This is a genomic window from Nocardia sp. NPDC057227 (assembly GCF_042669725.1).
Lineage (GTDB): Bacteria > Actinomycetota > Actinomycetes > Mycobacteriales > Mycobacteriaceae > Nocardia > Nocardia asteroides_A.
In genome coordinates this window covers 1-25,801 of record NZ_JBHUXA010000007.1, presented here as the reverse complement: position 1 = coordinate 25,801, position 25,801 = coordinate 1, and the positions used below count along the sequence as shown (strand labels likewise).

Here is a 25,801-nt window from a genome sequence, read left to right as displayed (position 1 = left end):
CTCCAAGTCGGCTTGAGAATAAGCCTCTCATGAACCAGAATGCAATTCTGAGAAAGGTGGTGGCACGGGTGGACGAACCGGGTGCGGTGGCGCGCCGGATCGCGCAGCGGGCGCTGGCCAGGCGCGGCGCCGACTACGCCGACGAGGTGCGCCGCCTGCTGGACGCCGCGCTGGTCGTCATGGCGGCCGGTGGTACCACCGGCAAGCCGCGGGTCGCCGATATCGTGGCCGCCGCCGGGCTCTCCAACGAAGCCTTCTACCGCCACTTTCCCTCCAAGGACGCGCTGGTCGCCGCGTTGCTCGAGGACGGAGCGGAGCGGCTCGCGCGCTACACCGGGCACCGGATGGCCGGGGAGCGCGAGCCGCGCGCCCGGGTCCGGCGCTGGGTCGGGGCGGTGCTCGCCCAGGCCGAGGCGGAGTCGGCGGCCGCCACGCTCGCCGTCCTCTGGAACGCGGCGGGGCCTGGCATCGCGCTCGAGCCCGGCCCCGGCGTCGTCGGCGAGGCGCTGGCCGGGCTGCTGCACGCCGATCTGGCCGAACTGGGCAGTGCCACGCCCGATCTCGACGCCGCGCTCATCGCGCACGCCACCATCGGCACCCTCACCGACCTGCTCCGCCGCCGGGAACTCCCCGACCCCGAACTGGTCGACCGCATCACCGCCTTCGCCCTGCGCGCGCTGACACCGCCCGCCTGAACTACCCCCGGGTCTACGCGCTCACGCGGGCGGCCGGGGGATTCACGCGGACGGGCGGGTGACCAGGGTGAGCGCGGTCGCGCGGAGGTCGGGTCGTGGTTCCCGGGCGTAGAGCTCGGTGAGCGCGATCTCCGCCACCATCGCGACGAGCAGGTGCGCGACCGCGCCCGGATCCGGCCAGCCGATCGCGCTCAGATCCGGCTCGATCCCGGCGGCGACGGTCCCGTTGCGGGCGTGCACCTCGTCCAGCAGGTCGGTGTCGGTCCGCGACTGCGCCAGGAACGCCTTGGTCCCGTGCGTGGCCAGGCAGGCGTCCAGGTAGGCGGCGACCGCGGCGGTGAGCCGGTCGAGGCCGGGGGCCAGCCCGACGGTCACGTCGGCGACCGTCGCGCCGAGCGCGTCGTGGTAGCGCCGATGCAGCGCGACGACGTAACTGCGCCGATCCGCGAAGTGATGGTAGAAGGTCCCCTTCGCCATCCCGGCCCGCTCGACGACGGCATTGATCGAGAGCCCACGCAGCCCGCGATCGGCGGCGACCTCGGCGCCCGCGGTGAGCAGCGCGGTGCGCCCCGGCTCGGCCGGACGTGGCATGCGATTCCTTCCCGTCGCCCCCTTCCGCCGATCCTACCGGCAGGCTACGGTGTGACCGACCGGTCGGTCACGGCGATCGACCGGCGCCTACCAGGAGATCGATATGCGCATTCCCCGCCGCCTCGCGGCACCGCTCGCCGCCGCGACGGCGCTCGCGACGGTGTGGACGGCAGCGCCCGCCGCCGCGGACGAGCTGCCCACCTACAGCTACCTGTCCGGCCTCGCCGCGCAGGTCACCGCGCCGGGCAGCTCGCCACCGGGCGCGAACGTGCCCGGGTGCGAGCCGAGTCAGGAGCATCCGGAGCCGGTGGTGCTGCTGCACGGCCTGAGCAACGACACCGTCACCTGGGACACCCTCGCCCCGGTGCTGGCCGGGGCAGGCTTCTGCGTCTTCTCGCTGACCTTCGGCACCGGCGCGCTCGGCCCGATCGGCTCGGTCGGCCCCGCGCCGGAGAGCGCCCGGCAGATCGCCGCCTTCATCGACCGGGTGCGCGCCGAGACCGGCGCCGCGAAGGTGGATCTGGTCGGGCACTCGATGGGCGGCGCCATCCCGTTCTACTACCTGCGCAATCTCGGCGGGATCCCGGCGATCGACGACTACATCGCGCTGGCCGCGCCGCTGCACGGCGCCACGCTGAGCGGCACCGCGGCGCCGTTCACCGTCGTGCTCGAGCAGCTCGGCGTCCGCGATCAGGCGGAGGAGACGTGCGGGCCGTGCCAATTCTCGCCGGGCACGGCGTTCCTGGCCGAGCTGAACCCGGACCCGGCCATCGCGCCGGAGATCGAGTTCACCACCATCGTCTCCCGGTACGACCAGATCGCCACCCCGTGGCCGACCGGGCAGCTGTCCGGCCCGAACGTCCGCAATGTGGTGCTGCAGGACCTGTGCGCGACCGACTACACCGAGCACTTCGAGCTCACCGCGGACCCGGTGGCCGTGCGCGAGATCCTGAACACCCTCGACCCCGCGCACGCCGCACCCGCGGACTGCGCCGTCGTGCTGCCCTACATCGGCCCGGTCGGCTGATCCCGGAGGTAGCGCGGCGGAACGTGATTCGCCCACCCCTCGCCTGGCCAGTTGAACCAGCCCGCCGAGGCGTGCGTGCCGCCGTCGGGGTGCAGGGTGGTCCCGGTGATGTACGCCGAGAGCCGGGAGGCGAGGAACACCACGCTGTGCGAGACGTCGGTGACGACGCCCGCCCGGCCCATGGGGATCGCCACCCGGACCCCGGCGGGGTCGTCCAGCGCCCCGTCGCCGCCGCCGATCCGGCGCAGGTTCGGGGTCGGGATGTAGTCGGGGGCCACGTTGTTCACCCGGATCCCGTCCGGCGCCACCTCCACCGCCAGCGTCCGGGCGAAGTGCTCGACCGCCGCCTTGGCCGCCGCGTACACCGCGAAACCCGGTGCGGCGCGGTGCGCCTCGACGGTCGAGATGGTGATGATGCTGCCCCCGCGCCCGCCGGCCCGCATCCGCGGAACGGCGAGCGAGCAGGCGTGCAGGACGTGCGTGAGGTTGGTGCGCAGCAGCGCGTCCCAGCCGCCGGGTGTGGTGTCGGTGAAGGCGGCGCGGAAGGTGCCGCCGACCACGTTCACCAGGGTGTCCAGCCGGCCCCAGCGCTCGTCCACCGCGGCGAAGAGCGCCGCGAGCTGCGCCGGGTCGCGGGCGTCGCCGACCAGGACCAGCACGCCGTCCGGCAGCGCGGCGGCGGCCTCGGGGTCGCGGTCGAGCACCGCCACCTCGACCCCGTTCGCCACCAGGTCGGCCACGATGGCCTGCCCGAGCCCGCCCGCCCCGCCGGTGACGATCGCGACCGTGCCCGCCAGCCCGGCCCGCTCCTCGAACCAGCTCATGACGCCAGGTAGGTCGTGCCGAAGGCCGCCAGGAAGTCGAAGGTGGCCTCGGCGGTCGGCGTCCGGTTGGAGATGACCAGCCAGTCCACCCCGGCCGCGGCGAGCTCGGCGAAGGCCGCGCGGTGCCGCTCCGGCTCGATCTCCGGGTCGGCGGCGGCGTGGTAGGAGTACACCAGGTCGATGTGCTCGGTGCGCCCGGCCGCGGCCGCCTGCTCCCGGATCTCGCCGATCTTGCGGGCCAGCTCCGGGATGGTGCCCAGCTCCGCGGTCCGCGCGGTGGTGCTGAGCTCCGCGCCGCCGGTCATCGGAATCCAGCCCTGCGCCTTTGCCCCGACCCGCCTGCGGCTGAGCGCCGAGTTGCCGCCCACCCAGATCGGGATGGGCCGCTGCACCGGGCGCGGCCGGGCGATCACCTCCCTGGCGTCGAAGTGCGTGCCGGTGTAGCTGAACGGCTCGCCGCTCCAGTGCAGCGGCAGCACGTCGAGCGCCTCGTCGAAGAGCGTGTTCCGCTCCGCGAAATCGACGCCGAGAGCATGGAATTCACCCTTGAGATACCCGGTGCCGAGCCCGAGTACGAGCCGCCCGCCGGAGAGCAGGTCGAGCGTCGCGGCCGCCTTGGCGAGCAGCATCGGATTCCGGTACGGCGCTACCGACAGGTACGTGAGCAGCCGCAGCCGGGTGGTCGCGGCCGCCGCGAAGGAGAGCGCGATGAACGGGTCGAGCGTCTGGTGCCCGCCCGAGGCCAGCCAGCGCGCGCCCGGCGCCGGGTGCTCGCTGATCGAGAAGCCGTCGAAGCCGTGCCGCTCGGCCGCCGCGGCGACCTCGGCGAGCGGCCCGGCGTCCAGCAGGTCGCCCCGGTCGCCCGCGAGCTCGGGGTAGTGGAAGAGGAACCGCACGGTCAGCTCCGCCCGCGCTTGACCTGGTTGAACGGGACGTCCCGGTCCGCGGCGTACTCCCGCGGCATCCCGAGCACCCGCTCGCTGATCACGGTGCGCGCCATCTCGGTGCTGCCGCCCGCCAGGCTCCAGGCCGCGCGGAAGAGGTAGTCCAGCCCCACCGTCTCGGTGTCGGCGGCGGCGCCCGGCGCGTGCGTGGCGCCGTCCGCCCCGGCGATCCGCAGCGCGGTGTCGGTCTGTAGCCAGGCGTTCTCGGCGGAGAAGAGCCGGGTGATCGAGCCGGCCGCCGGCGGAAGCGCGCCGCTGGTGATGGCCTGGGTGACGTGGTCGATGAGCTGGTCGCGCACCACGGTCATGGCGCGCGCGGCGCCGATGTCCTCGCGCACCCTGGTGTCGCCGAGCTGCCCGGTCGCCCGCGCCAGCCGGAGCAGGGCGTCCGCCTCGCCGCCGAGGTGCGGCTTCGCACCGCTGGTGAACGGCGAGGTGCCGCCGAGCGCGCCGCGCTCGTGGAAGAGCAGCCGGGAAGCCGCCGCCCAGCCCGCGTCCACCTCGCCGAGCACCGCGCCTGCGGGCAGCACGACGTCGTCGAAGAACTCCTGGCAGAACTCGGTCGAGCCGGTGACCTGCTTGATCCGCTGCACGGTGACGCCGTCGGCGTGCACAGGGACCAGGAACAGGGTCAGGCCGCGGTGCTTCGGCACCTCCCAGTTGGTGCGGGCAAGGCAGAGCCCGTAGTCCGCGGCGTAGGCGCCGGAGCTCCAGATCTTGGAGCCGTTCAGGATCCAGTTCTCGCCGTCGCGCTCGGCACGGGTGGTGAGCCCGGCCAGGTCGGAGCCGCCCTGCGGCTCGGAGAGGAACTGGACAAGCACCTGGTCGCCGCGCAGCACCGCGGGCAGGTGCGCGCGTTTCTGCTCCTCGGTGCCCAGGTCGAGCAGGCTGGCCGCGCAGATGGCCAGCGTCGGGACGTTGAGCAGCAGCGGCATCTCGTACGGCAGCGACTCCTCGTCGAAGGCGCGCTGGTGCGCCGGGCTCAGGCCCCGGCCGCCGTACTCGCCGGGGAAGCAGATCCCGGCGAAACCGCCGTCGTGCAGGATGCGCTGCAGCTGCCTGGCGCGGTCCCACGCCTCCTCGGAGTCGGATTTCATCTCGGTGCCGGAGGAGGGCGGCAGGTTCTCGCGCAGCCAGTCGCGGGCGCGGGCCCGGAATTCCTCGACGGACTCGGTGTCGGTGCTCATGCGTGCGGGCCTTTCTCCGGTCAGGCGGCGGATTCGAGCAGGTCGGTGATGTGCCTGCGGTGCTCCTCGGGCGTGCCGTACAGCGCGCGGCCGAGGGTGATCCGGCGGAGGTAGAGGTGCAGGTCGTGCTCCCAGGTGACGCCGATGCCGCCGTGCAGCTGCACGCAGTCCTGCGCGATCACCGGGGTGCGTTCGGCCACATACGATTTCGCGATACTGACGTTCTCGGTGGTGGCGGGCGAGCCCGCGTCCCACGCCGCCGCTGCGGCGAAGGCGGTGGCGCGGCACGCCTCCAGCCAGGTCTTGTTGTCCGCCATGCGGTGCTTGAGCGCCTGGTACGAGGCGAGCGGGCGGCCGAAGGTGTAGCGGTCGAAGAGCCAGGTCAGGGTCGCGGTGAGCGCCTGGTCGGCGGCGCCGACCGACTCGGCCGCGGTGAGCAGCGCTGCGGTGTTCGCCTGCGCGCGCAGCGCAGGCACCGCGGCATCGCCGGTGTGCACGGCGGTGCCCGCGGCGGCGTCGAAGGTGACGGTGGCGGTGCGGCGGGTGAGGTCGATGGTCCAGGCCGGGCTGACCGTGACGCCGGGGTCGTCGGCGCGCACCAGCAGCTGGATCGGGCCGTCGTCGCCGTCCGCGGTGACCAGGAAGACATCGGCCTGGTCGGCCGCCTCCACCCGGTCCTTCACCCCGGTGACCAGATAGCCGTCACCCGATCGCGTCGCGGTGGTGCCGGGCACCCGCCCGCCGAGCGCGTCGAAACCGCGGCCCGGCTCGTACACCGCCCAGGTCGCAATGGTCTCGCCGGACAGGATCGCGGCCACCGTTTCGGCCACGTCCTCGCCCGTCGCCAGCCCGGCCAGCACCGCGCTCGTGGTGACGAACGGCCCGGGTGCGGCGGCCCGCCCCAGCTCCTCGGCGACGAGGGCGAGCTCCGTCATCGGCTGCCCGGAGATCGAGCCACCGCCCAGCTCCTCCGGCACCAGCATGGCGGTCCAGCCGAGCTCGGCGCCGCGGCGCCACCAGCCCCGGTCGAAACCGGTGCCGGACTCGGCGAGCGCGCGAACGGTGCCGATCGGTACCGTCCCGGCTAGGAAGTCACGGGTGGTGGCCTGGAAAAACCGCCGGTCCGCGGTGGAATCATCGGTCATGGATCCGGTCCTTCGGTTGACGCGCAGCTGCCGTTGTGGAAATCTCATACTCACATGTGAGAGCCTTATTCTCAATCACGGAAGTCAACTGGCGAAGTCGCCGCGCAGCGGAGTCCGCCGGAGTGTCGAAGGGACCGTCGCGTGGCCAACAATTTCCAGGATCTGGATTTCTTCCTCGGCCAGGATCTGGTGGCCGATCCGTACCCGTACTTCGACGAGTTGCGCGCCGAGTGCCCGGTGAAGCGCGAGAAGCACCACGACGTCATGATGGTGACCGGGTACGAGGAGGCGCTCGAGGTCTACAACGACGTCGACCGGTTCTCCTCCTGCATCGCGGTGACCGGCCCGTTCCCCGGCTTCCCGGTGAAGATCGAGGAGGGCGACGACGTCGCCGCGCTGATCGCCGAGCACCGCGACAGCCTCCCCATGAGCGACCAGCTGCCCACCCTCGACCCGCCGACGCACACCGCCCACCGCGCGCTGCTCATGCGGCTCATCACGCCGAAGCGGCTGAAGGAGAACGAGGAGGCGATGTGGTCGATCGCCGACAAGATGCTGGACAACTACCTCGCGACCGGCGGCGACTGCATGCGCGAATTCGCGGGCCCCTTCACGCTGTACGTGATCGCGGACCTGCTCGGCGTCCCGAAGGACGACCAGGAGGAGTTCCTGCACGCGCTGCAGCGCGACCCGCACCGGCAGAGCGGCACCGTCGGCAGCAACTCCGGTGACGACCTGTCGCACAGCCCGATCGAATTCCTGTACGGCAAGTTCTCCGGCTACGTGGAGGAGCGCAGGCAGAACCCGCGCAACGACGTGCTCACCAGCATGGCGACCGCGACCTTCCCGGACGGCTCGCAGCCCGAGGTGATCGACGTGGTCCGGGTGGCGGCGAACCTCTTCTCGGCGGGCCAGGAGACCACCGTCCGGCTGCTCAGCTCGGCGCTGAAGCTGATCGCCGAGCGCCAGGACATCCAGCAGTACCTGCGCGAGGATCCCAGCCGGATCCAGAACTTCATCGAGGAATCGCTGCGGATGGAGAGCCCGGTCAAGGGCGACTTCCGGCTCGCCAAGGAGACCGGAACCGTCGGCGAGACCGAGGTCCCGGTCGGCACCATCCTGATGGTGGTCAACGGCGCCGCCAACCGCGACCCGCGCCGCTTCGACGACCCCACCACCTTCGACCCCGCGCGCTCGAATGCCCGCCAGCACCTCGCCTTCGGTCGCGGCGTGCACTCCTGCCCCGGCGCCCCGCTGGCCCGCGCCGAGGCGCGCGTCGCCATCGAGCGGCTGCTGGCCCGCACCGCCGAGGTGCGCGTCGACGAGTCGGTGCACGGCCCCGCCGACGCCCGCAAGTACCACTACCTGCCCACCTTCATCCTGCGCGGCCTCACCTCCCTGCACCTGGAACTCGATGTCGCGGACGGTGACCGGTGAAGGTCACCGTCGACGACGATCGCTGCCGCGGGCACGGCGCCTGCCTCGGCCTCGCCCCCGAGGTCTTCACGCTGACCGACGGCGGGTACGCCGAGGCGGTGTCCGGCGCGGTGCCGGTGGAGTTCGAGTCGGTCGTCGAGGAGGCGGTTTCGGCTTGCCCGGAGCGGGCGATCACGGTCGAGTAGCCGGGGGCTGGCGGTGCCGGCGCAGTGGTGGGAGGTCGCCGATCTCACCCGGCGCCAGGGCGCTGCGGCGCACGAGCGGATATTCGCGGTGGCGGCCGATCTGCGCCAGGGCGTGCCGGTGTCGATTATCGGCGCCGACCAGGCACGTGCCGCGATCGCCGCCCGGCGACGGCGGCCGATCGCGCTTGCCCCCCACAGGGTGCTCGCGCGGCGGCGGCCGATCGCGCTGCCCCGACAGGGCGCTCGCGCGACGGCGGGCGATCGCGCTTGGCCCGACAGGGCGCTCGGGTAGCTCAGAGGCGGGTGACGCCGGCGTCTATCGGGGCGCTGAGCAGGCCGAGGTCGGCGCCGAGGGTTTCGGCGAGGGCGCGGGCCACGGTGACGTCCTTGCGGAGGAATTCGCCTACTGAGGAGCGGAATTCGGCCACCGAGCCTTTGGCGGCGATGCCGGCGAGGGCTCGGGAGTTGCCACTGGCGTGGGGGAGTGCGGCGAGGAGGGCGTCCTCGGGCAGGCCGAGTTCGGCGCCGAGGCGGACGGCGTCCGCGACCAGACCGATCTGGGCGGCGAAGAGGGCGTTGTTCACCAGCTTCACCCGCTGGCCGGAGCCGAGTGGGCCGACGTGCAGGATCGGATCCGCGTAGGCGCGCAATACTTCCCGCGCTACGGCCACATCGGCATCGGCACCACCGAGAAAGACCGTCAGGGAGCCGCGGGCAATGTCGTGCGGGCCGCCGCTCACGGGGGCGTCCACCACGCGGGTGCCGCGGGCGGCAACTGCGGTGACGGTCTCCGGGTTACCGGTGGTGTGCACTATCAGCGTTGCGTCCCCGAAGGATTCGGCAGCGCAGACCTCGCGCACCTGATCGTCGGTGAAGACACACAGCACGACGGCGTCGGCGCCGTCGGCCGCCTCCCCCAGGGTGCCGACCGGCGTGGCGCCGAGCTCCGCCACCCCGGCCCGCGCGTCGGCGGAGCGGCCGAGCGCGCGCACCTCGTGGCCCGCCCCGGCCAGCCGGGCGACCATGGGCGCGCCCATTCGCCCGGCACCGACGAAACCGACCCGCATGGTCAGCGCTGCCGATCCATGAGCGCCAGCGTGGCGTCGGCGGCCCCGACTTCGATCCCGGTCGCGACCCCCGCCTTCGCGGCCAGGTCGGCCACCAGCCGGACATCCTTGAGCAGCAGGTCACCCGCGTGCGCGGCCAGCTGGTCCAGCGAACCGCCCGCGGCGACGACCCGCCCGAGGGCGAAGCTGTTCGCGGTGCCGTGCGTGATCACCTCGCCGAGGCGACCTGGGTCGATGCCGAGTTCCGCGCCGAGCCGGAGCGCGCCGTGCGCGGTGGCCAGGTTCGCGGTGAAGAGCAGGTTGTTGAGCAGCTTGGCGGATTGCCCCGAGCCGAGCTCGCCCAGGTGCACGATGGGGTTCGCATAGGTCTCGAAGACCGGCCGCGCCCGCTCCACCGCCTCCGCAGGCCCGCCGACCATGACCAGCAGCCGCCCCGCTTCCACCGCGGGCGCGCCGCCGGAGACCGGGGCGTCGATCACCGTGATGTCCTTCGGCGCGGCGAGTTCGGCGAGTTCCCGGCAGGTGTCCGGGTGCACGGTGGCGTGGATGGCGAGGATCGAGCCGGGCGCCATGCCCGCCAGCACCCCGTTCTGCCCGGCCGCGACCTCGCGGACGTCGGCGTCGCCGACCACGCAGAGACACACCAGGTCGCTGACCTCGGCGAGCGCGGCGGGGGAGTCGGCGGTGCGGGCGGCGGTGTCCGCGTACGGCTCCAGGGAAGCGGCGCGGCGCGCCCACAGCGTGGTCGGGAAGCCGCCATCGGCGATCCGGCGGGCCATGGGCCCGCCCTGGCTGCCGAGTCCGATGAATCCGACGCGCATCAGTGCGCCTCCTCCGAGGTAGTGGGCCGGTAGAAGGTCGCGAGCAGGCCGAGCGTGGCGACGACCCCGAGCCCGAGCGCGATTCCGCCGCCCGCCCAGCCGGTGATCTCGATGTCGAAGGCGTGGTCGAGCGAGATCCGCCCCGGCCCGAGCAGCCCGAGCGCGACCACGGTGGCGGCGAGCACGAGCACGTACTCGTACCCGTCCTTGAAGACGAAGAAGCCGTTCTTCCGGTGCGCGAGCAGCCCGGCCACCAGCGTCACGCCGACCACGGCGGCCGCGGCGAACGGGGTGAGCAGCCCGGCGATCAGCAGCACGCCGGCACCGATCTCGGTGACAACGCTGGCCCACGCCTGCAGCACGCCGTTGCGCAGCCCGAGGCTCTCGAACCAGCGCCCGGTCCCGGCGATCTTGCCGCCGCCGATCCAGTGGTTCACGCCGTGCGCGATCATGGTGCCGCCCACGACCACGCGCAGCAGCAGCAGCGCGATATCGGTCTCGACCATTGCCTTCACCTTCCCGACGGCGCGGAACCGCCGTCGAATTGCGGGGTGGGACCGGTGAACTCACCGGTCACGGCCGCTACCACGCACTCCTCGAGGAAGGCGAGCACCCCGAGGTGGTAGGCGGCGGCCGTGTGGCCCACGCTGATGTTGTGCCCGCTGTTGGGCTGCCGGTTGAGTACCACGCGCGGGGCCGCGGTGAACAGCGCGCCCACCTCGGCCAGCGCCTCCGGGTCGCCGCGCCAGACCCGCTCGTACTCGGCGGCGGTGAACCGCACCGGCACCCGGACCCGCGCGGCGAGCGCGGGGAAGTCCTGGCTCGACCAGGTCCGCAGCGCCGTCGCCTCCATCCGCGGGCCGGGCGCGCCGATGGTGGCGCCGCCCCTGATGTCCGGCGGGTAGATCCGGGCGGGCGACCAGAGCAGCTCGCCGACGCCGGGCGTGCGGTCGTCGCGCAGCCTGGCCTCGAAGACACGCGCGAAGTCGGGGTGCGGGTGCCTGCCGGTGCCGGAGAGCTCCAGGCCGAGCAGGTCGTCGGCGCGCGGGTCGACCGCCATGCGGACCGCCTGCTCGCACCCGGCGGAGTGCGCGAGCAGGAAGGTGCCCGCGCCGCGCGGCCGGTCGCCGAGGAAGGCGTCGACCGCGCCGAACATGAGGTCGAGCCTGCGCTCCGGCTCGATCAGGTCGTCGGCGAAGGGGGCGGAGGCGCCGTAGCCGGGGCGGTCGGGGGCGACCACGGTGTAGCCGAGGCGGTGCGCGATCCGGAAGAGCGAGAGCTCCGGGTGGCCGGGGCAGTCGAAGTAGCGGCCGCTGGTGGCGCCGCCGTGCATCGCCACCAGCACCGCGCGCGGGGCCTCGGCCACCGCGCGCAGCCCGGAGACCGGGATGCCGTTCACCTCGGCGAGCACCGGTTCGGGGCCGGTGCGCAGGTCGGCGAGGGTCACGACGCGGTCCGCAGCAGGATCGCGCCGCCGGGGGTGAGCCCGCCGCTGGAGACCACCGCGACCTTGGCGTCCGCGACCTGCCGCTCGCCGCCGTCGCCGCGCAGCTGCGTGATCGCCTCGTGCAGCAGCCCCATGCCGTGCGTGCGGCCGTGCGAGAGCTGGCCACCGTGCGTGTTCAGCGGGAGCACGCCGTCGCGCGCGATGTTCTTGCCGCCCTGCAGGAAGTCGCCCGCCTCGCCGATGCCGCAGAAGCCGAGCGCCTCGATCCAGGAGAGGCAGTTGAAGGTGAAGCCGTCGTAGAGCTCGGCCACGTCGACGTCGGCCGGGCGCAGGTCGGTGCGGGTCCAGAGGTGCGCGGCCGGGCCGAGCACCTGCGGTTCGTGGGTGAGCGTGCTCTGGTCCCACTCGATCCGCTCGACGATCTGCGTGCCGACCGCCTCCACCAGCACCGGCGTGATCGGCAGGTCGTGCGCGGCCTCGACCGCGGAGACGATCACCGCGACCGCGCCGTCGCACGGGACGTCGCAGTCGTAGAGCCCGAACGGGGTGGTGACCGGGCGGGCATTCAGGTAGTCGTCCATGGTCATCGGCTCGCGGTAGACCGCGCTCGGGTTCAGCTCGGCGTTGGCGCGCTGGTTCAGCGCGATCCAGCCGAGCGTCTCCTTCGAGGTGCCGTAGTCGTGGAAGTGCCGCTGCGCCTTCTGCGCGAGGGTGTGCGCGGCGGAGGTCGCGCCGAAGGGCATGTGCCAGCTGGTGGTGCGGCCGCCGGACGGGGTGATCCGGCCCGCCTTCATCAGTTCGGCGAAGGTCGCCTCCCAGACCGTGCGGAAGCAGAGCACGTGCCTGGCCATGCCGGTCGCCACCGCGGTCATCGCCGCGATCACCGAACCGCCGGGGCCGAAGGTCTCGATGCCGCCGTTGTGCCAGGTGGGACGGATGCCGAGCGCGGCCTCCAGGGCGGTGACGCCGCCCTCGCCGAAGCCGCCGAGGTTGCCGCCGCCGGGGTAGGAGGCGAGGCCGTCGATGTCGTCCAGGGTGAGCCCGGCGTCGGCCACCGCGCGCTCGCACGCCTCGACCGTCAGTTCCAGGGCGGGCACCATGAGCCTGCGGCCGATCCGGGACATCCCGATGCCGGTCAGCGCGACGCGGTCCTCGAACTTGTCGGTCCCGAGCATGGGGCGGACGTGCTCGCCGAAGCGCTCCGGCGGGATCTCGTCCACCGGGAGCGCGGCGGGCTCGCCCTGCTCGGCGGCGGGGCGGAAGAGCGGGAGCCAGACGTCGGCGTCGGGCTGGAAGGTGACCTCGAGGCGCATGCCGAGGACGAGGTCGTCCGGCTCGGCGTCGACGATATTGGTCGTCAGCCGGACCCGGGGGTCGTCCGCCAGCGCGACCGTGGCGACCACGTAGGGCGGGGTCAGTCCGGGCACCGCGAAGCGCTGGTTCACCGTCCAGCTCGCCAGCACCGCCCGCCCCGAGGTCTCGCGGACGCCGAGGTCGTGGCCGCGGCAGTAGCGGCAGATCGGCTGTGGCGGGTGCAGCAGGGCGGCGCAGGAGCGGCACTCCTGGATGCGGAGCACCCCGTCCGCGCCGGACTTCCAGAAGAACTCGGTATCGAGCCCCAGCTGCGGCAACGGCCGCCCCGAAGCAGGCGTCTCCGCCGATGTGCCGTCCGCCACGGCGCCTCCTCACAACTCGTGAACTGCCGAAGCGCGGGCCGCGCCCGGAATTCCCGTGCGCGGCCCGCGATCGGTCCGGATTCAGATCTCGGCGGCGCCGCGGTGCACGGTGACCGGCTCGGCGAGCCGCTGTTCGTCGACGACCTTCTGCAACTTCTCCAGCGTCTCCGCCAGCCCGGGGCCGAGCCGGGGGCCGGGGGTGAAGGTGGCGGGCAGGTGCCGCATCCCCTGGATCACCGCGATGGTGTCGTAGTGCACCGTCTCCTCCGGGATCGCCCGGAAGTCCGGCATCCGGTCGAGCACCGCGACCAGCATCCGCTTGAAGACCGTGCGCGCCACGTTCGAGCCGATGCAGCGGTGGATGCCGAGCCCGAAGCTGTAGTGCCGGTTGCCCTTGCGGTCCAGCACCACCTGCTCCGGGTCCTCGAAGACGGCCGGGTCGCGGTTGGCCATGGCCCAGGAGAGCCAGAGCCGCTCGCCCTCCTTGAAGGAGGCGCCCGCCGCGTCGAAGTCCTCGGCGACGGTGCGGCCGTCGCCGGGGGCCGGGGTGTAGTAGCGCAGGAACTCCTCGGTGGCGGAGTCGAGCAGCACGTCCCGCTCCCGGCTCAGCTCGGCCCGCTGGTCCGGGTTCTCCGAGAGCCACTCCAGCGCGTGCGCGGTGAGCGCGGTGGTGGTGTCGAAGCCACCGCCGATGAGCAGGCTGAGCATGCCGAGGATCTCCATGTCCGGCAGCGGCTCGCCGTTCACCTGCGCGGCGGCGACCGCGTGGATCAGCCCCGGGCGCGGATTCTGCTTGATCTCGGCCAGGTTGGTGAGCAGGTCGATGCCGAGCGCGCGGTGCATCTCCGCGACCCGCGGATAGTCGGGGGAGTCCGGCGGGGTGTAGACGGCGGCGTGCACCGGCTCGTTGTAGATGGTCCACTTGGCCAGCGGGACGCCGAGCATGCCGAGGGTGAGCACGGCGGGCACCACATTCGCCAGCTCGTCCACGAAATCGATGCGGCCGCTCTCGATGTGCTCGTCGATGGCGGCGCGCACCACCTCGTCCACGAACGGGATCCAGCGCTTCACCGCGGCGGGGGAGAGGTACGGGTTGAGCGCGGAGCGCAGCTCGCGGTGCTCCGGCTCGTCCATCTCCAGGATGCCGCCGCGGATACCGCGGGCGCGCGGGGCGGGCGGGATGGAGATGCCCCGGTACCCCTTGCGCACGCCGTGCGGATCGTGGTCGTTCGAGACGTGCGGGCAGCGCGCGAGCTCGAACACCTCGCGGTTGCCCGCGGCCACCCAGTGGCCGTCGTAGGTGTCGGTCCAGGCGAGCGGGCACTCGCCCTGCATCTCCTCGGTGATGTCCTGGAACTTCTCCCGGTACTCGGGTGCGAACCGGTCGAAGTGGAAACGGGGCTGCCGGTGGCTCGTGTTCTCGCCGGTGGTCATGGGCCGCCTCCTATTCCGCGACGGAGATCGCGCGCTCGGGGCAGGAGTGCACGGCCTCGCGCACCTGCTCCGTCTGATCCCCGGGGACCTGCTCGGCCACCGGGGTGGAGTGGCCGTCGATATCACTGAGCTCGAACGACTGCGGGGCGATCATGGCGCACAATGTGTGCCCCTGGCAGCGATCCTGATCGACCTGGACCTTCACGGTGTTTCTCCCTCTCAGATGTGGTAGTCGTACCACTTCAGGTAGCCGCCCGCGTCGACGCGCAGCTGCGTACCGGTGATGAAGCGTGCCTCCTCGGAGGCAAGGAAGAGCACGGCGTCGCTGATGTCCCCTGGTTCCACGTAGGGGATCGGCATGGCCTGCTGGACGCCGAAGGCTGGCTCGGCGTCGGCGCGGGTCGGGTGCTCCAGATCGGGGCGGAACGAGCGGTACATGGGCTCGCTCTGCAGCATGGGGGTGTTGCAGTTGGTCGGGTGGATGACGTTGGCGCGGATGTTCTGCACTGAGATGTGCAGCGCCAGCTGGTGCACGTACTGCGCCAGCCCGCGCTTGGCCACCACGTAGGCGATACCGCCCGGGTCCTTGCCCGGCTGGTCCACCTTGCCGATGTCCATCAGCGCCGCCACCGAGCCGGTGGCGATGATCGAGGCGCCCGCCTTCAGGTGCGGCAGCGACGCCTGGATGGTGTTGATGACGCCGATCAGGTTGGTGTCGATCACGTCCGACCAGGCCTGCCACTGCGGCTGGCCCTTCATCCCGGCGATCCCGGCCTGGGCAACCACGATGTCCAGCCTGCCGAACTCGGCGATGGCGGTGGCGACCACCTCGCGCAGCCGCGGCGCGTCGCGCACGTCGGCCTGCTCGGCGATGATCCGGCGGCCGGTCTTCTCGACCAGCCGCGCGGTCTCGTCCAGGTCCTCGCGGGTGGCCATCGGGTAGCCGATGGTGTCGATGTCGTGGCAGATGTCGATGGCGACGATGTCGGCGCCCTCCTCCGCCAGCCGGACGGCGTGGCTGCGGCCCTGGCCGCGGGCCGCACCGGTGACGAAGGCGACCTTGCCCTCTACACGTCCCACGGGAATTCCTCTCGTTCGATCTTGCTCAGGTGTTCCGGCCGCCGTTGACCCCGAGGATCTGGCCGGTGATGTAGCCGGCCTCCTCCGAGATCAGGAAGGCGCAGGCCGCGGCGATGTCCGCCGGGGTCCCGATGCGGCGCACCGGGGTTCGCTTGATGTGGTCCTCGACGGTGCCGCCGAGGCGCCCGCCGTCCTCGTTCTTGCGCAGCATCGGGGTGTCGATGAAGCCGGGCGGCACCGCGTTCACGGTGATGCCGTTGGGGCCGAGCTCCAGCGCCAGCGCCTTGGTGAGCCCGTTGACCGCCGACTTGGCCGCCACGTAGTGCGTCATGAACGGCTGGCCCGAGTGCGTGCTGGAGGAGGAGATGTTGACGATCCGCCCCCAGCGCTGCTCGAGCATGTCCGGCAGCACGGCCTGCACGCAGTGGAAGACGCCGTGCAGGTTCACGTCGACGACGCGCTTCCATGCCTCGAACGTGAGGTTCTTGAACTTCTCGAAGCCCTCGAGCCCGGCCGAGTTCACCAGCACGGTGACCGGCCCCAGCTCGGCGCGGATCGTCTCCAGCGCGGCTGCGATCTCCTCCGGCTTCGTGACGTCGGCCTTGAAGCCGAGCTTGTCGTCCTCGGCGGGGGCCAGATCGAGGGTGGCGACGCGGTAGCCGTCGCTCCGCAGCCGCTCCGCGATACCGAGGCCGATGCCGGATGCGCCTCCGGTGACCACAGCGGTCCTCACGCGCGACCCCCGGGTGTAGTCTTCGACACAAGAATCTCCTTTTCGGATGTGAGAACGGTACTCTCGCGCTGTCCGTTTTCGCAAGGCGGGCGAGCAATCCCGATCGGCGATAGTTGCCACGGCCCGCTGTGCTGAATGTATCATTCTCGCCAAGAGAGAATGTGCTTTCCAGTAGCGAGGAGACGGGATGTCAACGCAGGAACAGGCGGTCGCAGTGGCGCGCCGACTGCTGATCGACGGGCAGCTGGTCGAGACCGGGCGGACGCTCGCCTCGCTCGACCCGGCCACCGGCGAGATCTACGGGTACGCCCCCGAGGCCGGCGTGGCCGAGGTGGACGCGGCGGTCGCCGCCGCGCGGCGCGCCTTCGACGAGACCGATTGGGCGACCAACGCGGAGTTCCGGGCGCACTGCCTCGATCAACTGCACACGGCGCTGCGCGCGAACCTCGAGGAGCTGCGCGCGCTGACCATCGCCGAGGTGGGCGCGACCAAGGCGCTCACGCACGCGAACCAGCTGGAGGCGCCGATCGAGATCGTCCGCTACTACGCGGACCTGCTGAAGACCTACGACTTCACCGAGGATCTCGGCAATGTCGAGATCCGCGGCCAGCAGCACCACCGCTGGGTGGAGAAGGAGGCGGCGGGCGTCGTCGCGGCCATCGCGGCCTACAACTACCCGCACCAGCTGGCCTTCGCCAAGCTGGCGCCGTCGCTGGCCGCGGGCTGCACCGTGGTGCTCAAGGGCGCCCCGGACACCCCGCTGGCCACCCTCGCGATCGGCGAGATCATCGCGAACCACACCGACATCCCGGCGGGCGTGGTGAACGTCCTCGCCTCCTCCGACGTCGAGGTCGGCAAGCGGATGACCACGCACCCGGACGTGGACGTGGTCACCTTCACCGGCTCCACCCCGGTCGGGCGGCAGATCATGGCCGCGGCCAGCGGCACGCTCAAGAAGGTGTTCCTGGAGCTCGGCGGCAAGTCCGCCGCGATCGTGCTGGACGACGCCGACTACACGAAGGCCGCCGTGTTCGCGGCGTTCAGCATCGTCACGCACGCGGGCCAGGGCTGCGCGCTCACCACCAGGCTGCTGGTGCCGCGCAAGGACCACGACCAGGTCGCGCAGCTGGTGGCGGCGAACTTCGCGCACGTCAAGCACGGCGACCCGAACGACCCGGCCACCTACATGGGCCCGCTGATCAGCGAGCAGCAGCGGGAGAAGGTGGACGGGCTGGTCCAGCGCGCGGTCGAGGCAGGGGCCACCCTGGTGACCGGCGGCAAGAAGCTGGATCCCGGCTTCTTCTACGCGCCGACGCTGCTGGCGAACGTCGACCCGGACAGCGAGATCGCGCAGGAGGAGGTGTTCGGCCCGGTCCTCGCGCTCATCCCGTACGACGATGACGACGACGCCGTCCGGATCGCCAACAACTCCATCTACGGCCTCTCCGGCGGCGTGTTCAGCGCCGACTCCGAGCGCGCCAAGGCGATCGCGCGGCGGGTCCGCACCGGCACCTTCAGCATCAACGGCGGCAACTACTTCGCCCCGGACGCGCCGTTCGGCGGGTACAAGCAGTCCGGCATCGGCCGCGAGATGGGCCGGGTGGGGCTGGAGGAGTTCCTGCAGCTCAAGACCCTTGCCGAGGTGCTCCCGTGAGCGGGCCGCTCGCGGGCATCAAGGTGCTCGAGGTCGCCATGTACGGCTTCGTCCCCTCGGCGGGCGCGGTGCTCTCCGACTGGGGCGCCGACGTGGTCAAGGTGGAGCACGCGGTGTCGGGCGACCCGCAGCGCGGGCTGCGCCGGGTCGGCGCCTTCACCGTCGAGGGCGACCCGAATCCCAACGTCGAGCACGCCAACCGCGGCAAGCGCAGCGTCGGGATCGACATGTCGGTGGCCGAGGGGCGCGAGGTGATCCTGGAGCTGGCCAAGGGCGCCGACGTCTTCCTGACCAGCTTCCTGCCCTCGGCGCGCAGCAAGTTCGGCATCGACGTGGACGACATCCGCGCGGTGAATCCGTCGATCGTCTACGCCAGGGGCAGCGCGCTCGGCCCGCGCGGCACCGAGTCGGTGCGCGGCGGGTACGACATGACCGCCTTCTGGTGCCGCGGCGGCGTCGCCGCCACCATCACCCCGCCCGGCACCGACGGCATGATCCAGCCGCCCGGCCCCGCCTTCGGCGACACCATCTCCGGCACCAACCTGGCGGGCGGGATCGCGGCCGCGCTGCTCAAGCGGGAGCGCACCGGCGAGACCTCGGTGGTCGACGTCTCGCTGCTCGGCAGCGGGCTCTGGGCGCTCGGCCACACCATCGCGCTCTCCGCGCACGGCAAGCAGCCGATGGTGGCGCCGAAGCCGGGAACGCACGGCGCGCCGACGAACCCGCTCTCCGGGCTCTACGCCACCTCGGACGGCAGGTTCCTCTCCTTCGTCATGCTGCAGCCCGGCAAGTTCTGGGCCGACGTGGTCCGGCACATCGACCGCCCGGAGCTGGCCGACGACCCGCGCTTCGCGGACGCCGCGGCCATCGCGGAGAACACCGCGGCGGGCGTGGCCATCCTGCGCGAGGCGATCGGCGCGCGCACGCTGGCCGAGTGGACCGAGCGCTTCGCCACCCTCGCCGGGCCGTGGGCGCCGGTGCAGGATTCGCAGCAGCTGCTCTCCGACGGGCAGATCCGCGCGAACGAGTACGTGCTGCCCGCGGGCGAGCTGCAGCTGGTCTCCAGCCCGGTGCAGTTCGACGTGGCCGCGCCGGAGCTGCGGCCCGGCCCGGAGTTCGCGGCCCAGACCGAGGAGGTCCTGCTCGAGCTCGGCTTCGACTGGGACCGCATCATCGCGCTGAAGACCGCGGGCGCGGTCTCCTGACGCCCGAGAGGAGCTGATCATGCCGCACGTCGCGTCGATGGGGACGTACCTGCCGTGCTGGGGGGATCGCCACGACCGGGTCGCCGGCGACGACGAGGACGCCGTGACCCTCGCCGTCGAGGCCGGGCGCGCCGCGCTGGCGGGCGGCGAACCGGTCGAGCGGGTGGTCCTGGTCAGCCGCGAGCTGCCGCTGGTCGGCAGCAGCAACGCGGCGGTGCTGCTGGCCGGGCTCGGGCTGGACCCCGAACTCGAGGTGATCGAGCGGCTCGGCGGCGCCCCCGCCACGCTGGACGCGCTGAGCTCGGCCCGCCCGCGCACCCTCGTCATCGGGGTCGACCTGGAACCCGCGGGCGCGGCGGCGGCCTGGCTCTCCGATCGGGACGGCGCGCAGGTGCGCACCACGGCGCGGGTCTCCCGCAGCCTGCCGGTGCGCACCCGCAACGACGCGGGCGTGCACGACTACGGCGATCCCCGGCTGCTGCGCGAACGCGGCCTCGCCGCCTCGCTCTCCGCGGCCTGGCTGGACACCCCGGTCGCGGTGGCCGGGGTGGACCACAAGCAGGCCACCGCGCTCTGCCAGACCCCGCCGCCGCAGGTGCCGACGCTCGGCGCCTCCGCCGCGCTCTTCGCGCTCGCCACCATGGTCGAGTGGGACGCGGCCGGGCTGCTGGTCGGCGTCGAGCAGGCCAGCCTCTCCGGGGTGACCGTCGTGCCAGGCCCGGTCGCGCTGCACCGGGTGGAGCCGCCCGCGCGGCCGCCCTCGGACGGCACCTTCGAACCCGGCGCCGACCTGCCGATCTCGCTCGCCGCCTACGACCGGGCCTTCGAGGCCAAGGTGCGCTGGGAGGCGGGCAGCCACCCGGGCAGCGACGAGCTGGACTTCCCGCCGCGCTACCGGCTCGGCGCCGACGGCACGCTCGCCACCGACTACACCCTCGTCCCGCTGCCGCGCACCGGAGCCGTGTACGCGGAGACCACCGTCCGGATGCCGGTGCCCGGGCTCAAGAGCCCGTACTCGCTGGTCATCGTCGAACTCGACGGGGTGGGGGTGCGCGCGCTCGCCAAGGTCACCGGCGCCGACGCGGGCACCGCCGCCATCGGGGTGCGCGGGCGGATGGTGCTGCGCCGGGTCGCGGAGCGCTCCGGCGTGCCGGACTACGGGTACGCCTTCGAACCCGAAACGGAGAACTCATGAGAAGGGTCGCGGTCGTCGGCGCCGGGATGACGCCGTTCGCCGAGCACTACGCGCTCGGCATCCAGGATCTGCTGCCCATGGCCTTCGCCGAATGCGCCGCATCGGTGGACAAGGGCGTGCGGCTCACCGATATCGAGGCCGCCTGGTTCGGCGCGCTGCGCACCACCGACGGCTTCCCCGCAGGCGTGCTCGCCGACTCGCTCGGCGTGCCCGACCTGCCGGTGACGCACGTCGAGAACTCCTGCGCCACCGGCAACGACGCGGTGCGCAACGCGCTCTACGCCATCGCCTCCGGCGCGGTGGACGTCGCCCTCGTGATCGGCGCGGACAAGCTGCGCGAGACCGCGGAGAAGGACATGCTGCGCGAGTGGGAGTCGATGACGCGGCACCGCTCCTGGGACTACCAGCTCGGGCTCTTCGCCCCCGCCGGGTTCGCGCTGCACGTCAACCGGTACCTGTACGAATCGCCGGCCACCCGCGAGCACCTCGCCATGGTCGCGGTGAAGAACCACCGGCACGGCGCGACGAACCCGAAGGCGCGGCTGCGCTTCGAGATCAGCATGGAGCAGGCGCTGGCGGCGCCGATCGTCGCCGAGCCGTTCGGCGTCTACGACTGCGTGCCGCAGAGCGACGGCGCCGCCGCGCTCATCCTCGCCGCCGAGGACGTGGTCGACCGCTACACCGACGCCCCCGTCTGGGTGCGCGGCGTCGGGCTCGGGCTGGACACCGTCATGCACCAGCACCGCGCCGACCTCACCACCTTCCAGGCCACCGTCCGCGCCGCGCGCCGCGCCTTCGACATGGCCGGGCTCGGGCCGTCCGACATCGACGTCGCCGAGGTGCACGACTACTTCACCGGCATCGAGCTCATGAGCTACGAGGACCTCGGCTTCGCCGAGCGGCACGAGGGGTACAAGCTGCTCGAGGCCGGGGTCACCTCGGTCGGCGGCGCGCTCCCGGTCAACCCCAGCGGGGGGCTCAAGTGCAAGGGCCACCCGCCGGGCGCCACCGGCGTCGCCCAGTGCGTCGAGCTCTTCGAGCAGTTGCGCGGCACCGCGGTCAACCAGGTCGACGGCGCCCGAATCGGTCTGGCGCACAACCTCGGCGGCCCCACCGCGGTAGCCGCGGTCACGATCCTCGAGGGCCCGGGGCGGTCCTGACCCGGCGCCCACCGGGCAGCCGCCGCACGGCGAAAATCTCCCCCTACACGGGACGAGCCCGGCACCGAAAGGTGCCGGGCTCGTCCCGATCGATCAGAGTTCCTCCCAGACGGTGAGCCGCGTCCGCGCGGGATCACCGGCATCCGTCACCGCCATCCGCCCATCCTTGGCGCGCGCCCCGAGCTCGGCCAGCACGGCGGTCGGATCACCCTCCAGCGTGAAGACCGAGAGGTAGCGCCCCTCGTCCGGACCACCGCGCACGAGCCGGTGCCGTTCGGCGGCGACAACGCCGGGAATGGCGAGCATCTCCGGGATATGCACCTCGGTGTACCAGCGGTTGTACTCCTCGTCACGCCCCTCCTTCGGGGTCGCGAACACCATCAGCCGAGCGGGCACCGCGTCACCCGGCCTTGGCGGCGTAGGCGGCGGCGTACGCGGCGCGCGAGGTGGTCGAGATGTCCACGTCGGTGGCGGTGGCGCGGAGTGCGCCGACCGAGCCGTCCGCGCGCGAGATGTGCTGGAAGGGATCCCAGTTGAAGTGCCTGCAGGCGTTCTCCCAGGTGATCTTGTGGATATCGGCGTCCGAGGCCCCCGCCGCCTCCAGCTCCTCCAGCACGAACTCGGGCGCGTTCGGCCAGATCGAGTCCGAGTGCGGGTAGTCGCACTCCCAGGCGATGTTGTCGATCCCGATGTCGTGCCTGGACTTCAGCGCGGTCCGGTCGGTGACGTAGCAGGCGAGCACGTGCTCCCGGAAGACCTCGCTCGGCATCTTGCCGCCGAAGTCGCGGCGCAGCCAGCGCTGGTTGGTGTAGTGCCGGTCGGAGCGGTCGAGGAAGAACGGGATCCAGCCGACGCCGCCCTCGGAGAGCGCCACCTTGAGCTTCGGGAACTTCCGGAAGGCGGGACCCCACAGCAGGTCCTGCGCGGCGATCAGCGAGATGCTCGGCGCCAGCACCATGAGGTTGTCGATCGGCGCGTCCGGCGCCAGCCGCAGCACGCCGAAGCCCTGCCCGATGTGCAGGTTCATCACGGTGTCGTTGTCCTGCAGCGCGTTGAAGACCGGCGCCCAGTAGTCGCCGTCGTGGTAGCTGGGCAGGCCGTCGATGTGCGGCAGCTCGGGCATGGTCACCGAGTGGCAGCCGCGGCTCGCCAGCCGCTCGATCTCGGCCACCGCGAGCTGCGGATCCCACATGGGCAGGATGCCGATCGGGATGAAGCGGCCCGGGTAGGCGCCCGCCCAGTCCTCGATGTGCCAGTTGTTGTAGGCCTCGATCATGGCGACGGTGATCTCGTCCTGGCCGCCGCGGCTCAGGTGGCCCGCGCTGAACCCGGTGAAGGTCGGGAAGCACATGGAGGCGAGGACGCCGTTGACGTCCATGTCGCGCACCCTGGCGTGCACGTCCCAGACGGCGGGGCGCATCTCGGCGTAGCCCGCCGGGTCCCGGCCCCACTCCTCGGCGGGCCAGGTGACCACGGCGTTCAGCCCCGCGACGCCGGTCGGGCGGTCGCGGTAGATCCACTGGTCGATGCCCTTGTCGTTGGGGACGACCTTGGGCACGTACTCCGCGAACTTCCGCGGCACGTGGTTGTCGAACATGTCGAGCGGCTCGACCACATGGTCGTCGATGCTCACCAGAATCAGGTCGTCGGTGTTCACGGGACTCCTCGCTCTGTCGTGGACTGTGCCGAGATGGTCGATCTTCGATCAAGAGAACGGCACTCTCACACCTGGCTCGAGGATACCGCAGGGGAAACGCCGGGTCGATGGTCCGTAGCGCCGCGCAGCCCTTGTTCTGCTGCGGAAGCAGGATTATCCTGTGTGGAGAATGTAATTCTCATGAGGAGGTCGGCATGACCGCACCGGCGACCGTCGTCTGGGAGCTCGCGCCGCGCTACCCCCGCTCCGGGCCGTACCGGCTGCCCGCTCCGGGCGCGCCGCGCGTGCTCGACACCGCCGAAAGCCTGGCCCTGCTCGACGAATTCGCGCGGCTCGGCGTGGTCACCGTCGAGGTGTCCGGCGGCGAGCCGACCGGCCGCGCCGACTTCCCCGATCTCGCCGCGCACGCGAGCGCCATCGGGCTCGGCTTCGCCTTCCACACCGACGGCACCGGGGTCACCCCCGCGCTGGCCAGGCAGCTCGCAGGCGACCACCGGCGCACCGCGCGGGTCGCGCTGGCCGCGCCGACCGAGGCGGCCGACGACGCCGTGCGCGGACCGGGCGCCTACCGGGCGAGCGTGCGCGCCATGGAGCTGCTCGCCTCCGCCGGGGTCTACGAGTTCGAGGTCGCGGTGCCGCTCACCCGGCACAGCGCCGAGCGGCTGGACGCGCTGCTCGCCGTCGCCGGGATCTTCGGCGCCGGGCTGCGCCTCACCGGCGACCGGCCGCCCGAGGCCGCGCCGGACGCCGCGCAGCGCAGGGCCGTCGCCGCCTGGGCCGCCGAGCACCGCGAGCGGGTGCGGTTCGGCGTGCACCCCACCGGCGATCTCGCCGAGGAGTGCGGCGCGGGCCGCGACATCTGCCTGGTCGACGCCGTCGGCGACGTCTTCGCCTGCCCCGTCGCGCGCGGGGTGCGCCCGCACGGGAACGTCCGCGACGGTTTCGCCGCGGTGGCGCGCGAACTCGCCCCCGCCGTCTGCCCGGCCGCGCCCGCCGTCGCCCGCCCCGCCTGACGGTCGGGGGTTGGGGGGAGTGAGTGATCCGCCCGAACCGGGCACCGGCCCCACCGCGCCCGCCGACGTCACGACGCCGGCGCGACCGCGATCCGGTGTGGCGGATGCCGAGTTCGACGCCGTGCAGGCGGTCGCGGACGCCGTCGCGCGCGGCACGGGGCGGGAGGCCGCGGGGCCGGTGGCGTTCGGCGAACCCCGCCGGTACACCGCCGACCGCGCGGCGGAGGTCGCCGGCATCCCGCCCGCCAGAGCCCGCAGGTTCCTGCGCGCCCTCGGCTACCCGGCGGTGGACGACAGCACCCCCGACTTCGCGCCGTCGGACGTCCGCCTGCTGCGGCTGCTCACCGGCTACGTCGACGAGGGGATGGTCGACGAGGCCGAGGCGCTGCACCTGACCGGCGTCCTGGCCAGGGCCATCGCGCAGCTGGCCCGGTTGCAGGTCGACATCGTGGCCGGGCAGATGCAGCGCGCCCCGCAGACCGTCGACACCGTCTCCGCGCTGGCCGAGCGGATGCCGGAGGTGCAGTGGCTGCTCGGCCAGCTCTGGCGGCGGCGGCTCGAGGACGCCCTGCACGTGCTCGACCCGGCGGCCGACCCGCCGGCGGGCAGGGACAGCGGGGTCGGCTTCGCCGACGTCGTCGGCTTCACCGAGCTCAGCCGCGATCGCCGGGCGGGTGATCTGGTCCGGGTGGTGGCGCGGTTCGAGCACCGCTCGATCGACGTGGTCGCCGCGGCGGGCGGCAGCGTCGTCAAGCTGCTCGGCGACGAGATCCTGTTCACCGCAGACACTCCCGCCGCGCTGGCGGAGATCGGCACCGGGCTGATCCACGCCTTCGCCGCCGACCCGGATATTCCGGGGCTGCGCGTCGGCGCCGCCTGGGGCCCGGTCATCCACCAGCTCGGCGACGTCTTCGGCACCACGGTGAACCTGGCCAGCCGCCTCACCGCGCTCGCCGAGCCCGATACGGTGCTCATCGACCCGGCCCTGGCCGAAGCACTCGCGGGCACCGCCGAGTTCCGCCTCGTTGCACGCGATCCCGCCGACATCCGCGGCATCGGCTTGCTCACGCCGGTGCGCCTGCAGCGAGCCGATCAGCTCAGGTAGCGCACCAGGTGCTGGGCCACGCACGCGGGCTTGGCGGCCCCTTCGGCGGCAATGGTGACGGTCCGCGACGCCTGCACCCCACCGGACACCTCGGTGACCGCGGTGAGCGCGACCGTCCCGCGCACCCTGCTCCCCACCGGCACCGGGTCGATGAACCGCACCTTGTCCAGCCCGTAGTTGATCGCCATCCGCGCCGACCGCACCGCCATCACCTGCTGCGCGATCGGCGCGAGCAGCGCGAGCGTGAGGAACCCGTGCGCGATGGTGCGCCCGTAGGGCCCGGCGGCGGCCCGCTCGGCGTCCACGTGGATCCACTGGTGATCCCCGGTCGCCTCGGCGAACCGGTCGATCCGCGCCTGGTCGATCTCGATCCAGTCGCTGCCGCCGAGCTCGGTGCCCACGGCGGCGCGGAGCGCGTCGAAGTCGGGAAATTCGATCATGGGGAGAAGCCTTCCAGGTCGTGGCGCGAGCACGGTGCCCGGCGCGTGGCCGTGCGCCTGTCTCTTATACACATCTCCG

28 protein-coding genes are annotated in these 25,801 nt (G+C 72.6%); 11 read left to right on the top strand and 17 right to left on the bottom strand.

Features of this window, described 5'->3' with window-relative positions:
* The first annotated feature begins 68 nt into the window (after positions 1-68).
* Positions 69-695: a TetR/AcrR family transcriptional regulator gene (locus ACFUJ1_RS12130; protein ID WP_378645042.1), complete on the top strand. Its 627-nt coding sequence runs from the start codon at positions 69-71 to the stop codon at positions 693-695.
* Between the two features lie 42 nt (positions 696-737).
* Here ACFUJ1_RS12130 and ACFUJ1_RS12125 read toward each other — a convergent pair whose 3' ends face one another.
* Complete coding sequence (locus ACFUJ1_RS12125; RefSeq protein ID WP_378645041.1) at positions 738-1,286, bottom strand: TetR/AcrR family transcriptional regulator; 549 nt, start codon at positions 1,284-1,286, stop codon at positions 738-740.
* 103 nt (positions 1,287-1,389) lie between these two features.
* On the opposite strand from ACFUJ1_RS12125, the gene ACFUJ1_RS12120 reads away from it, so the two are divergent.
* Entirely contained in the window at positions 1,390-2,313 is a 924-nt protein-coding gene (locus ACFUJ1_RS12120) for an esterase/lipase family protein (RefSeq protein WP_378645039.1), read from the top strand.
* Here ACFUJ1_RS12120 and ACFUJ1_RS12115 read toward each other — a convergent pair.
* From ACFUJ1_RS12115 to ACFUJ1_RS12100, 4 genes are read right to left on the bottom strand one after another with little or no spacing between them, the layout of a single operon-like run.
* The gene (locus tag ACFUJ1_RS12115; protein WP_378645037.1) at positions 2,292-3,137 is read right to left on the bottom strand and encodes an SDR family NAD(P)-dependent oxidoreductase; all 846 of its coding nucleotides are present in this window, start codon (positions 3,135-3,137) and stop codon (positions 2,292-2,294) included. The two genes, ACFUJ1_RS12120 and ACFUJ1_RS12115, sit on opposite strands and share 22 nt — an antisense overlap.
* Positions 3,134-4,033 carry an LLM class F420-dependent oxidoreductase gene (locus ACFUJ1_RS12110; RefSeq protein WP_378645035.1) on the bottom strand — a complete coding sequence of 300 codons (900 nt, stop codon included), beginning with the start codon at positions 4,031-4,033 and terminating at the stop codon, positions 3,134-3,136. Before ACFUJ1_RS12110 ends, ACFUJ1_RS12115 begins: the two co-directional genes overlap by 4 nt.
* Before the next feature lie 2 nt (positions 4,034-4,035).
* Entirely contained in the window at positions 4,036-5,268 is a 1,233-nt protein-coding gene (locus ACFUJ1_RS12105; RefSeq protein ID WP_378645034.1) for an acyl-CoA dehydrogenase family protein, read from the bottom strand.
* A 20-nt stretch (positions 5,269-5,288) separates the two neighbouring features.
* On the bottom strand, positions 5,289-6,413 hold the full coding sequence (locus ACFUJ1_RS12100; protein WP_378645032.1) for an acyl-CoA dehydrogenase family protein: 1,125 nt from the start codon (positions 6,411-6,413) through the stop codon (positions 5,289-5,291).
* Between the two features lie 141 nt (positions 6,414-6,554).
* On the opposite strand from ACFUJ1_RS12100, the gene ACFUJ1_RS12095 reads away from it, so the two are divergent.
* Genes ACFUJ1_RS12095 through ACFUJ1_RS12085 form a run of 3 tightly spaced genes read left to right on the top strand, consistent with a single transcriptional unit; the run spans position 6,555 to position 8,327 of the window.
* Positions 6,555-7,850, top strand: coding sequence for a cytochrome P450 (locus ACFUJ1_RS12095; RefSeq protein ID WP_378645031.1), 1,296 nt, complete (start codon positions 6,555-6,557; stop codon positions 7,848-7,850).
* Positions 7,847-8,035, top strand: a complete 189-nt coding sequence (locus ACFUJ1_RS12090; protein WP_378645029.1) for a ferredoxin — start codon at positions 7,847-7,849, stop codon at positions 8,033-8,035. Before ACFUJ1_RS12095 ends, ACFUJ1_RS12090 begins: the two co-directional genes overlap by 4 nt.
* A 13-nt stretch (positions 8,036-8,048) precedes the next feature.
* Entirely contained in the window at positions 8,049-8,327 is a 279-nt protein-coding gene (locus ACFUJ1_RS12085) for a hypothetical protein (protein WP_378645028.1), read from the top strand.
* A gap of 1 nt (position 8,328) precedes the next feature.
* Here ACFUJ1_RS12085 and ACFUJ1_RS12080 read toward each other — a convergent pair whose 3' ends face one another.
* The 9 genes from ACFUJ1_RS12080 to ACFUJ1_RS12040 all read right to left on the bottom strand — a co-directional run bounded on the left by ACFUJ1_RS12080 (position 8,329) and on the right by ACFUJ1_RS12040 (position 16,293).
* On the bottom strand, positions 8,329-9,102 hold the full coding sequence (locus ACFUJ1_RS12080) for an NAD(P)-dependent oxidoreductase (protein WP_378645026.1): 774 nt from the start codon (positions 9,100-9,102) through the stop codon (positions 8,329-8,331).
* 2 nt (positions 9,103-9,104) lie between these two features.
* Positions 9,105-9,923, bottom strand: a complete 819-nt coding sequence (locus tag ACFUJ1_RS12075) for an NAD(P)-dependent oxidoreductase (protein ID WP_378645025.1) — start codon at positions 9,921-9,923, stop codon at positions 9,105-9,107.
* Positions 9,923-10,429, bottom strand: coding sequence for a DoxX family protein (locus ACFUJ1_RS12070; protein ID WP_378645023.1), 507 nt, complete (start codon positions 10,427-10,429; stop codon positions 9,923-9,925). Before ACFUJ1_RS12070 ends, ACFUJ1_RS12075 begins: the two co-directional genes overlap by 1 nt.
* A gap of 5 nt (positions 10,430-10,434) precedes the next feature.
* A complete protein-coding gene (locus ACFUJ1_RS12065; protein WP_378645022.1) occupies positions 10,435-11,370 on the bottom strand; it encodes an alpha/beta fold hydrolase in 936 nt (311 codons plus the stop codon).
* A complete protein-coding gene (locus ACFUJ1_RS12060) occupies positions 11,367-13,046 on the bottom strand; it encodes an OB-fold domain-containing protein (RefSeq protein WP_378645020.1) in 1,680 nt (559 codons plus the stop codon). Before ACFUJ1_RS12060 ends, ACFUJ1_RS12065 begins: the two co-directional genes overlap by 4 nt.
* A gap of 81 nt (positions 13,047-13,127) precedes the next feature.
* Positions 13,128-14,480, bottom strand: a complete 1,353-nt coding sequence (locus ACFUJ1_RS12055; RefSeq protein ID WP_378645018.1) for a cytochrome P450 — start codon at positions 14,478-14,480, stop codon at positions 13,128-13,130.
* Positions 14,481-14,490: 10 nt separating this feature from the next.
* Positions 14,491-14,685, bottom strand: a complete 195-nt coding sequence (locus ACFUJ1_RS12050; RefSeq protein WP_378645017.1) for a ferredoxin — start codon at positions 14,683-14,685, stop codon at positions 14,491-14,493.
* A gap of 14 nt (positions 14,686-14,699) precedes the next feature.
* Entirely contained in the window at positions 14,700-15,560 is an 861-nt protein-coding gene (locus ACFUJ1_RS12045; RefSeq protein WP_378645016.1) for a mycofactocin-coupled SDR family oxidoreductase, read from the bottom strand.
* A gap of 25 nt (positions 15,561-15,585) precedes the next feature.
* Entirely contained in the window at positions 15,586-16,293 is a 708-nt protein-coding gene (locus ACFUJ1_RS12040; RefSeq protein WP_378612083.1) for an SDR family NAD(P)-dependent oxidoreductase, read from the bottom strand.
* A 187-nt stretch (positions 16,294-16,480) separates the two neighbouring features.
* Between ACFUJ1_RS12040 and ACFUJ1_RS12035 the strand changes: the two genes are divergently transcribed.
* The 4 genes from ACFUJ1_RS12035 to ACFUJ1_RS12020 are packed head-to-tail and all read left to right on the top strand — an operon-like array spanning position 16,481 to position 21,507.
* The gene (locus tag ACFUJ1_RS12035) at positions 16,481-17,947 is read left to right on the top strand and encodes an aldehyde dehydrogenase family protein (RefSeq protein WP_378645015.1); all 1,467 of its coding nucleotides are present in this window, start codon (positions 16,481-16,483) and stop codon (positions 17,945-17,947) included.
* On the top strand, positions 17,944-19,152 hold the full coding sequence (locus ACFUJ1_RS12030; RefSeq protein WP_378645014.1) for a CaiB/BaiF CoA transferase family protein: 1,209 nt from the start codon (positions 17,944-17,946) through the stop codon (positions 19,150-19,152). The genes ACFUJ1_RS12035 and ACFUJ1_RS12030 overlap by 4 nt, the downstream gene beginning before the upstream one ends.
* A 19-nt stretch (positions 19,153-19,171) precedes the next feature.
* Positions 19,172-20,347, top strand: a complete 1,176-nt coding sequence (locus tag ACFUJ1_RS12025) for an OB-fold domain-containing protein (protein ID WP_378645013.1) — start codon at positions 19,172-19,174, stop codon at positions 20,345-20,347.
* Entirely contained in the window at positions 20,344-21,507 is a 1,164-nt protein-coding gene (locus tag ACFUJ1_RS12020; protein ID WP_378645012.1) for a thiolase family protein, read from the top strand. The genes ACFUJ1_RS12025 and ACFUJ1_RS12020 overlap by 4 nt, the downstream gene beginning before the upstream one ends.
* A gap of 93 nt (positions 21,508-21,600) precedes the next feature.
* Here the strand turns inward: ACFUJ1_RS12020 and ACFUJ1_RS12015 are convergent, their stop codons facing one another.
* Both ACFUJ1_RS12015 and ACFUJ1_RS12010 read right to left on the bottom strand, forming a co-directional pair.
* Positions 21,601-21,903 carry a hypothetical protein gene (locus ACFUJ1_RS12015; RefSeq protein ID WP_378645011.1) on the bottom strand — a complete coding sequence of 101 codons (303 nt, stop codon included), beginning with the start codon at positions 21,901-21,903 and terminating at the stop codon, positions 21,601-21,603.
* 4 nt (positions 21,904-21,907) lie between these two features.
* The gene (locus ACFUJ1_RS12010) at positions 21,908-23,164 is read right to left on the bottom strand and encodes an amidohydrolase family protein (protein WP_378645010.1); all 1,257 of its coding nucleotides are present in this window, start codon (positions 23,162-23,164) and stop codon (positions 21,908-21,910) included.
* Between the two features lie 194 nt (positions 23,165-23,358).
* Here ACFUJ1_RS12010 and ACFUJ1_RS12005 point away from each other — a divergent pair, with 194 nt between their 5' ends.
* Both ACFUJ1_RS12005 and ACFUJ1_RS12000 read left to right on the top strand, forming a co-directional pair.
* A complete protein-coding gene (locus ACFUJ1_RS12005) occupies positions 23,359-24,177 on the top strand; it encodes a radical SAM protein (protein ID WP_378645008.1) in 819 nt (272 codons plus the stop codon).
* A 19-nt stretch (positions 24,178-24,196) separates the two neighbouring features.
* Positions 24,197-25,282, top strand: a complete 1,086-nt coding sequence (locus tag ACFUJ1_RS12000) for an adenylate/guanylate cyclase domain-containing protein (protein WP_378645006.1) — start codon at positions 24,197-24,199, stop codon at positions 25,280-25,282.
* Here the strand turns inward: ACFUJ1_RS12000 and ACFUJ1_RS11995 are convergent.
* On the bottom strand, positions 25,270-25,722 hold the full coding sequence (locus ACFUJ1_RS11995; protein WP_378645004.1) for a MaoC family dehydratase: 453 nt from the start codon (positions 25,720-25,722) through the stop codon (positions 25,270-25,272). The two genes, ACFUJ1_RS12000 and ACFUJ1_RS11995, sit on opposite strands and share 13 nt — an antisense overlap.
* Between the last annotated feature and the right edge of the window lie 79 nt (positions 25,723-25,801).

Bases quoted from the DNA above. Each gene is read 5' to 3' on its own strand.
- ACFUJ1_RS12020 (WP_378645012.1), top strand. From the start codon at position 20,344: ATGAGAAGGGTCGCGGTCGTCGGCGCCGGGATGACGCCGTTCGCCGAG.
- ACFUJ1_RS12100 (WP_378645032.1), bottom strand. From the start codon at position 6,413: ATGACCGATGATTCCACCGCGGACCGGCGGTTTTTCCAGGCCACCACC.
- ACFUJ1_RS12035 (WP_378645015.1), top strand. From the start codon at position 16,481: ATGTCAACGCAGGAACAGGCGGTCGCAGTGGCGCGCCGACTGCTGATC.
- ACFUJ1_RS12125 (WP_378645041.1), bottom strand. From the start codon at position 1,286: ATGCCACGTCCGGCCGAGCCGGGGCGCACCGCGCTGCTCACCGCGGGC.
- ACFUJ1_RS12075 (WP_378645025.1), bottom strand. From the start codon at position 9,923: ATGCGCGTCGGATTCATCGGACTCGGCAGCCAGGGCGGGCCCATGGCC.
- ACFUJ1_RS11995 (WP_378645004.1), bottom strand. From the start codon at position 25,722: ATGATCGAATTTCCCGACTTCGACGCGCTCCGCGCCGCCGTGGGCACC.
- ACFUJ1_RS12115 (WP_378645037.1), bottom strand. From the start codon at position 3,137: ATGAGCTGGTTCGAGGAGCGGGCCGGGCTGGCGGGCACGGTCGCGATC.
- ACFUJ1_RS12005 (WP_378645008.1), top strand. From the start codon at position 23,359: ATGACCGCACCGGCGACCGTCGTCTGGGAGCTCGCGCCGCGCTACCCC.
- ACFUJ1_RS12120 (WP_378645039.1), top strand. From the start codon at position 1,390: ATGCGCATTCCCCGCCGCCTCGCGGCACCGCTCGCCGCCGCGACGGCG.
- ACFUJ1_RS12055 (WP_378645018.1), bottom strand. From the start codon at position 14,480: ATGACCACCGGCGAGAACACGAGCCACCGGCAGCCCCGTTTCCACTTC.
- ACFUJ1_RS12025 (WP_378645013.1), top strand. From the start codon at position 19,172: ATGCCGCACGTCGCGTCGATGGGGACGTACCTGCCGTGCTGGGGGGAT.
- ACFUJ1_RS12080 (WP_378645026.1), bottom strand. From the start codon at position 9,102: ATGCGGGTCGGTTTCGTCGGTGCCGGGCGAATGGGCGCGCCCATGGTC.
- ACFUJ1_RS12105 (WP_378645034.1), bottom strand. From the start codon at position 5,268: ATGAGCACCGACACCGAGTCCGTCGAGGAATTCCGGGCCCGCGCCCGC.
- ACFUJ1_RS12070 (WP_378645023.1), bottom strand. From the start codon at position 10,429: ATGGTCGAGACCGATATCGCGCTGCTGCTGCTGCGCGTGGTCGTGGGC.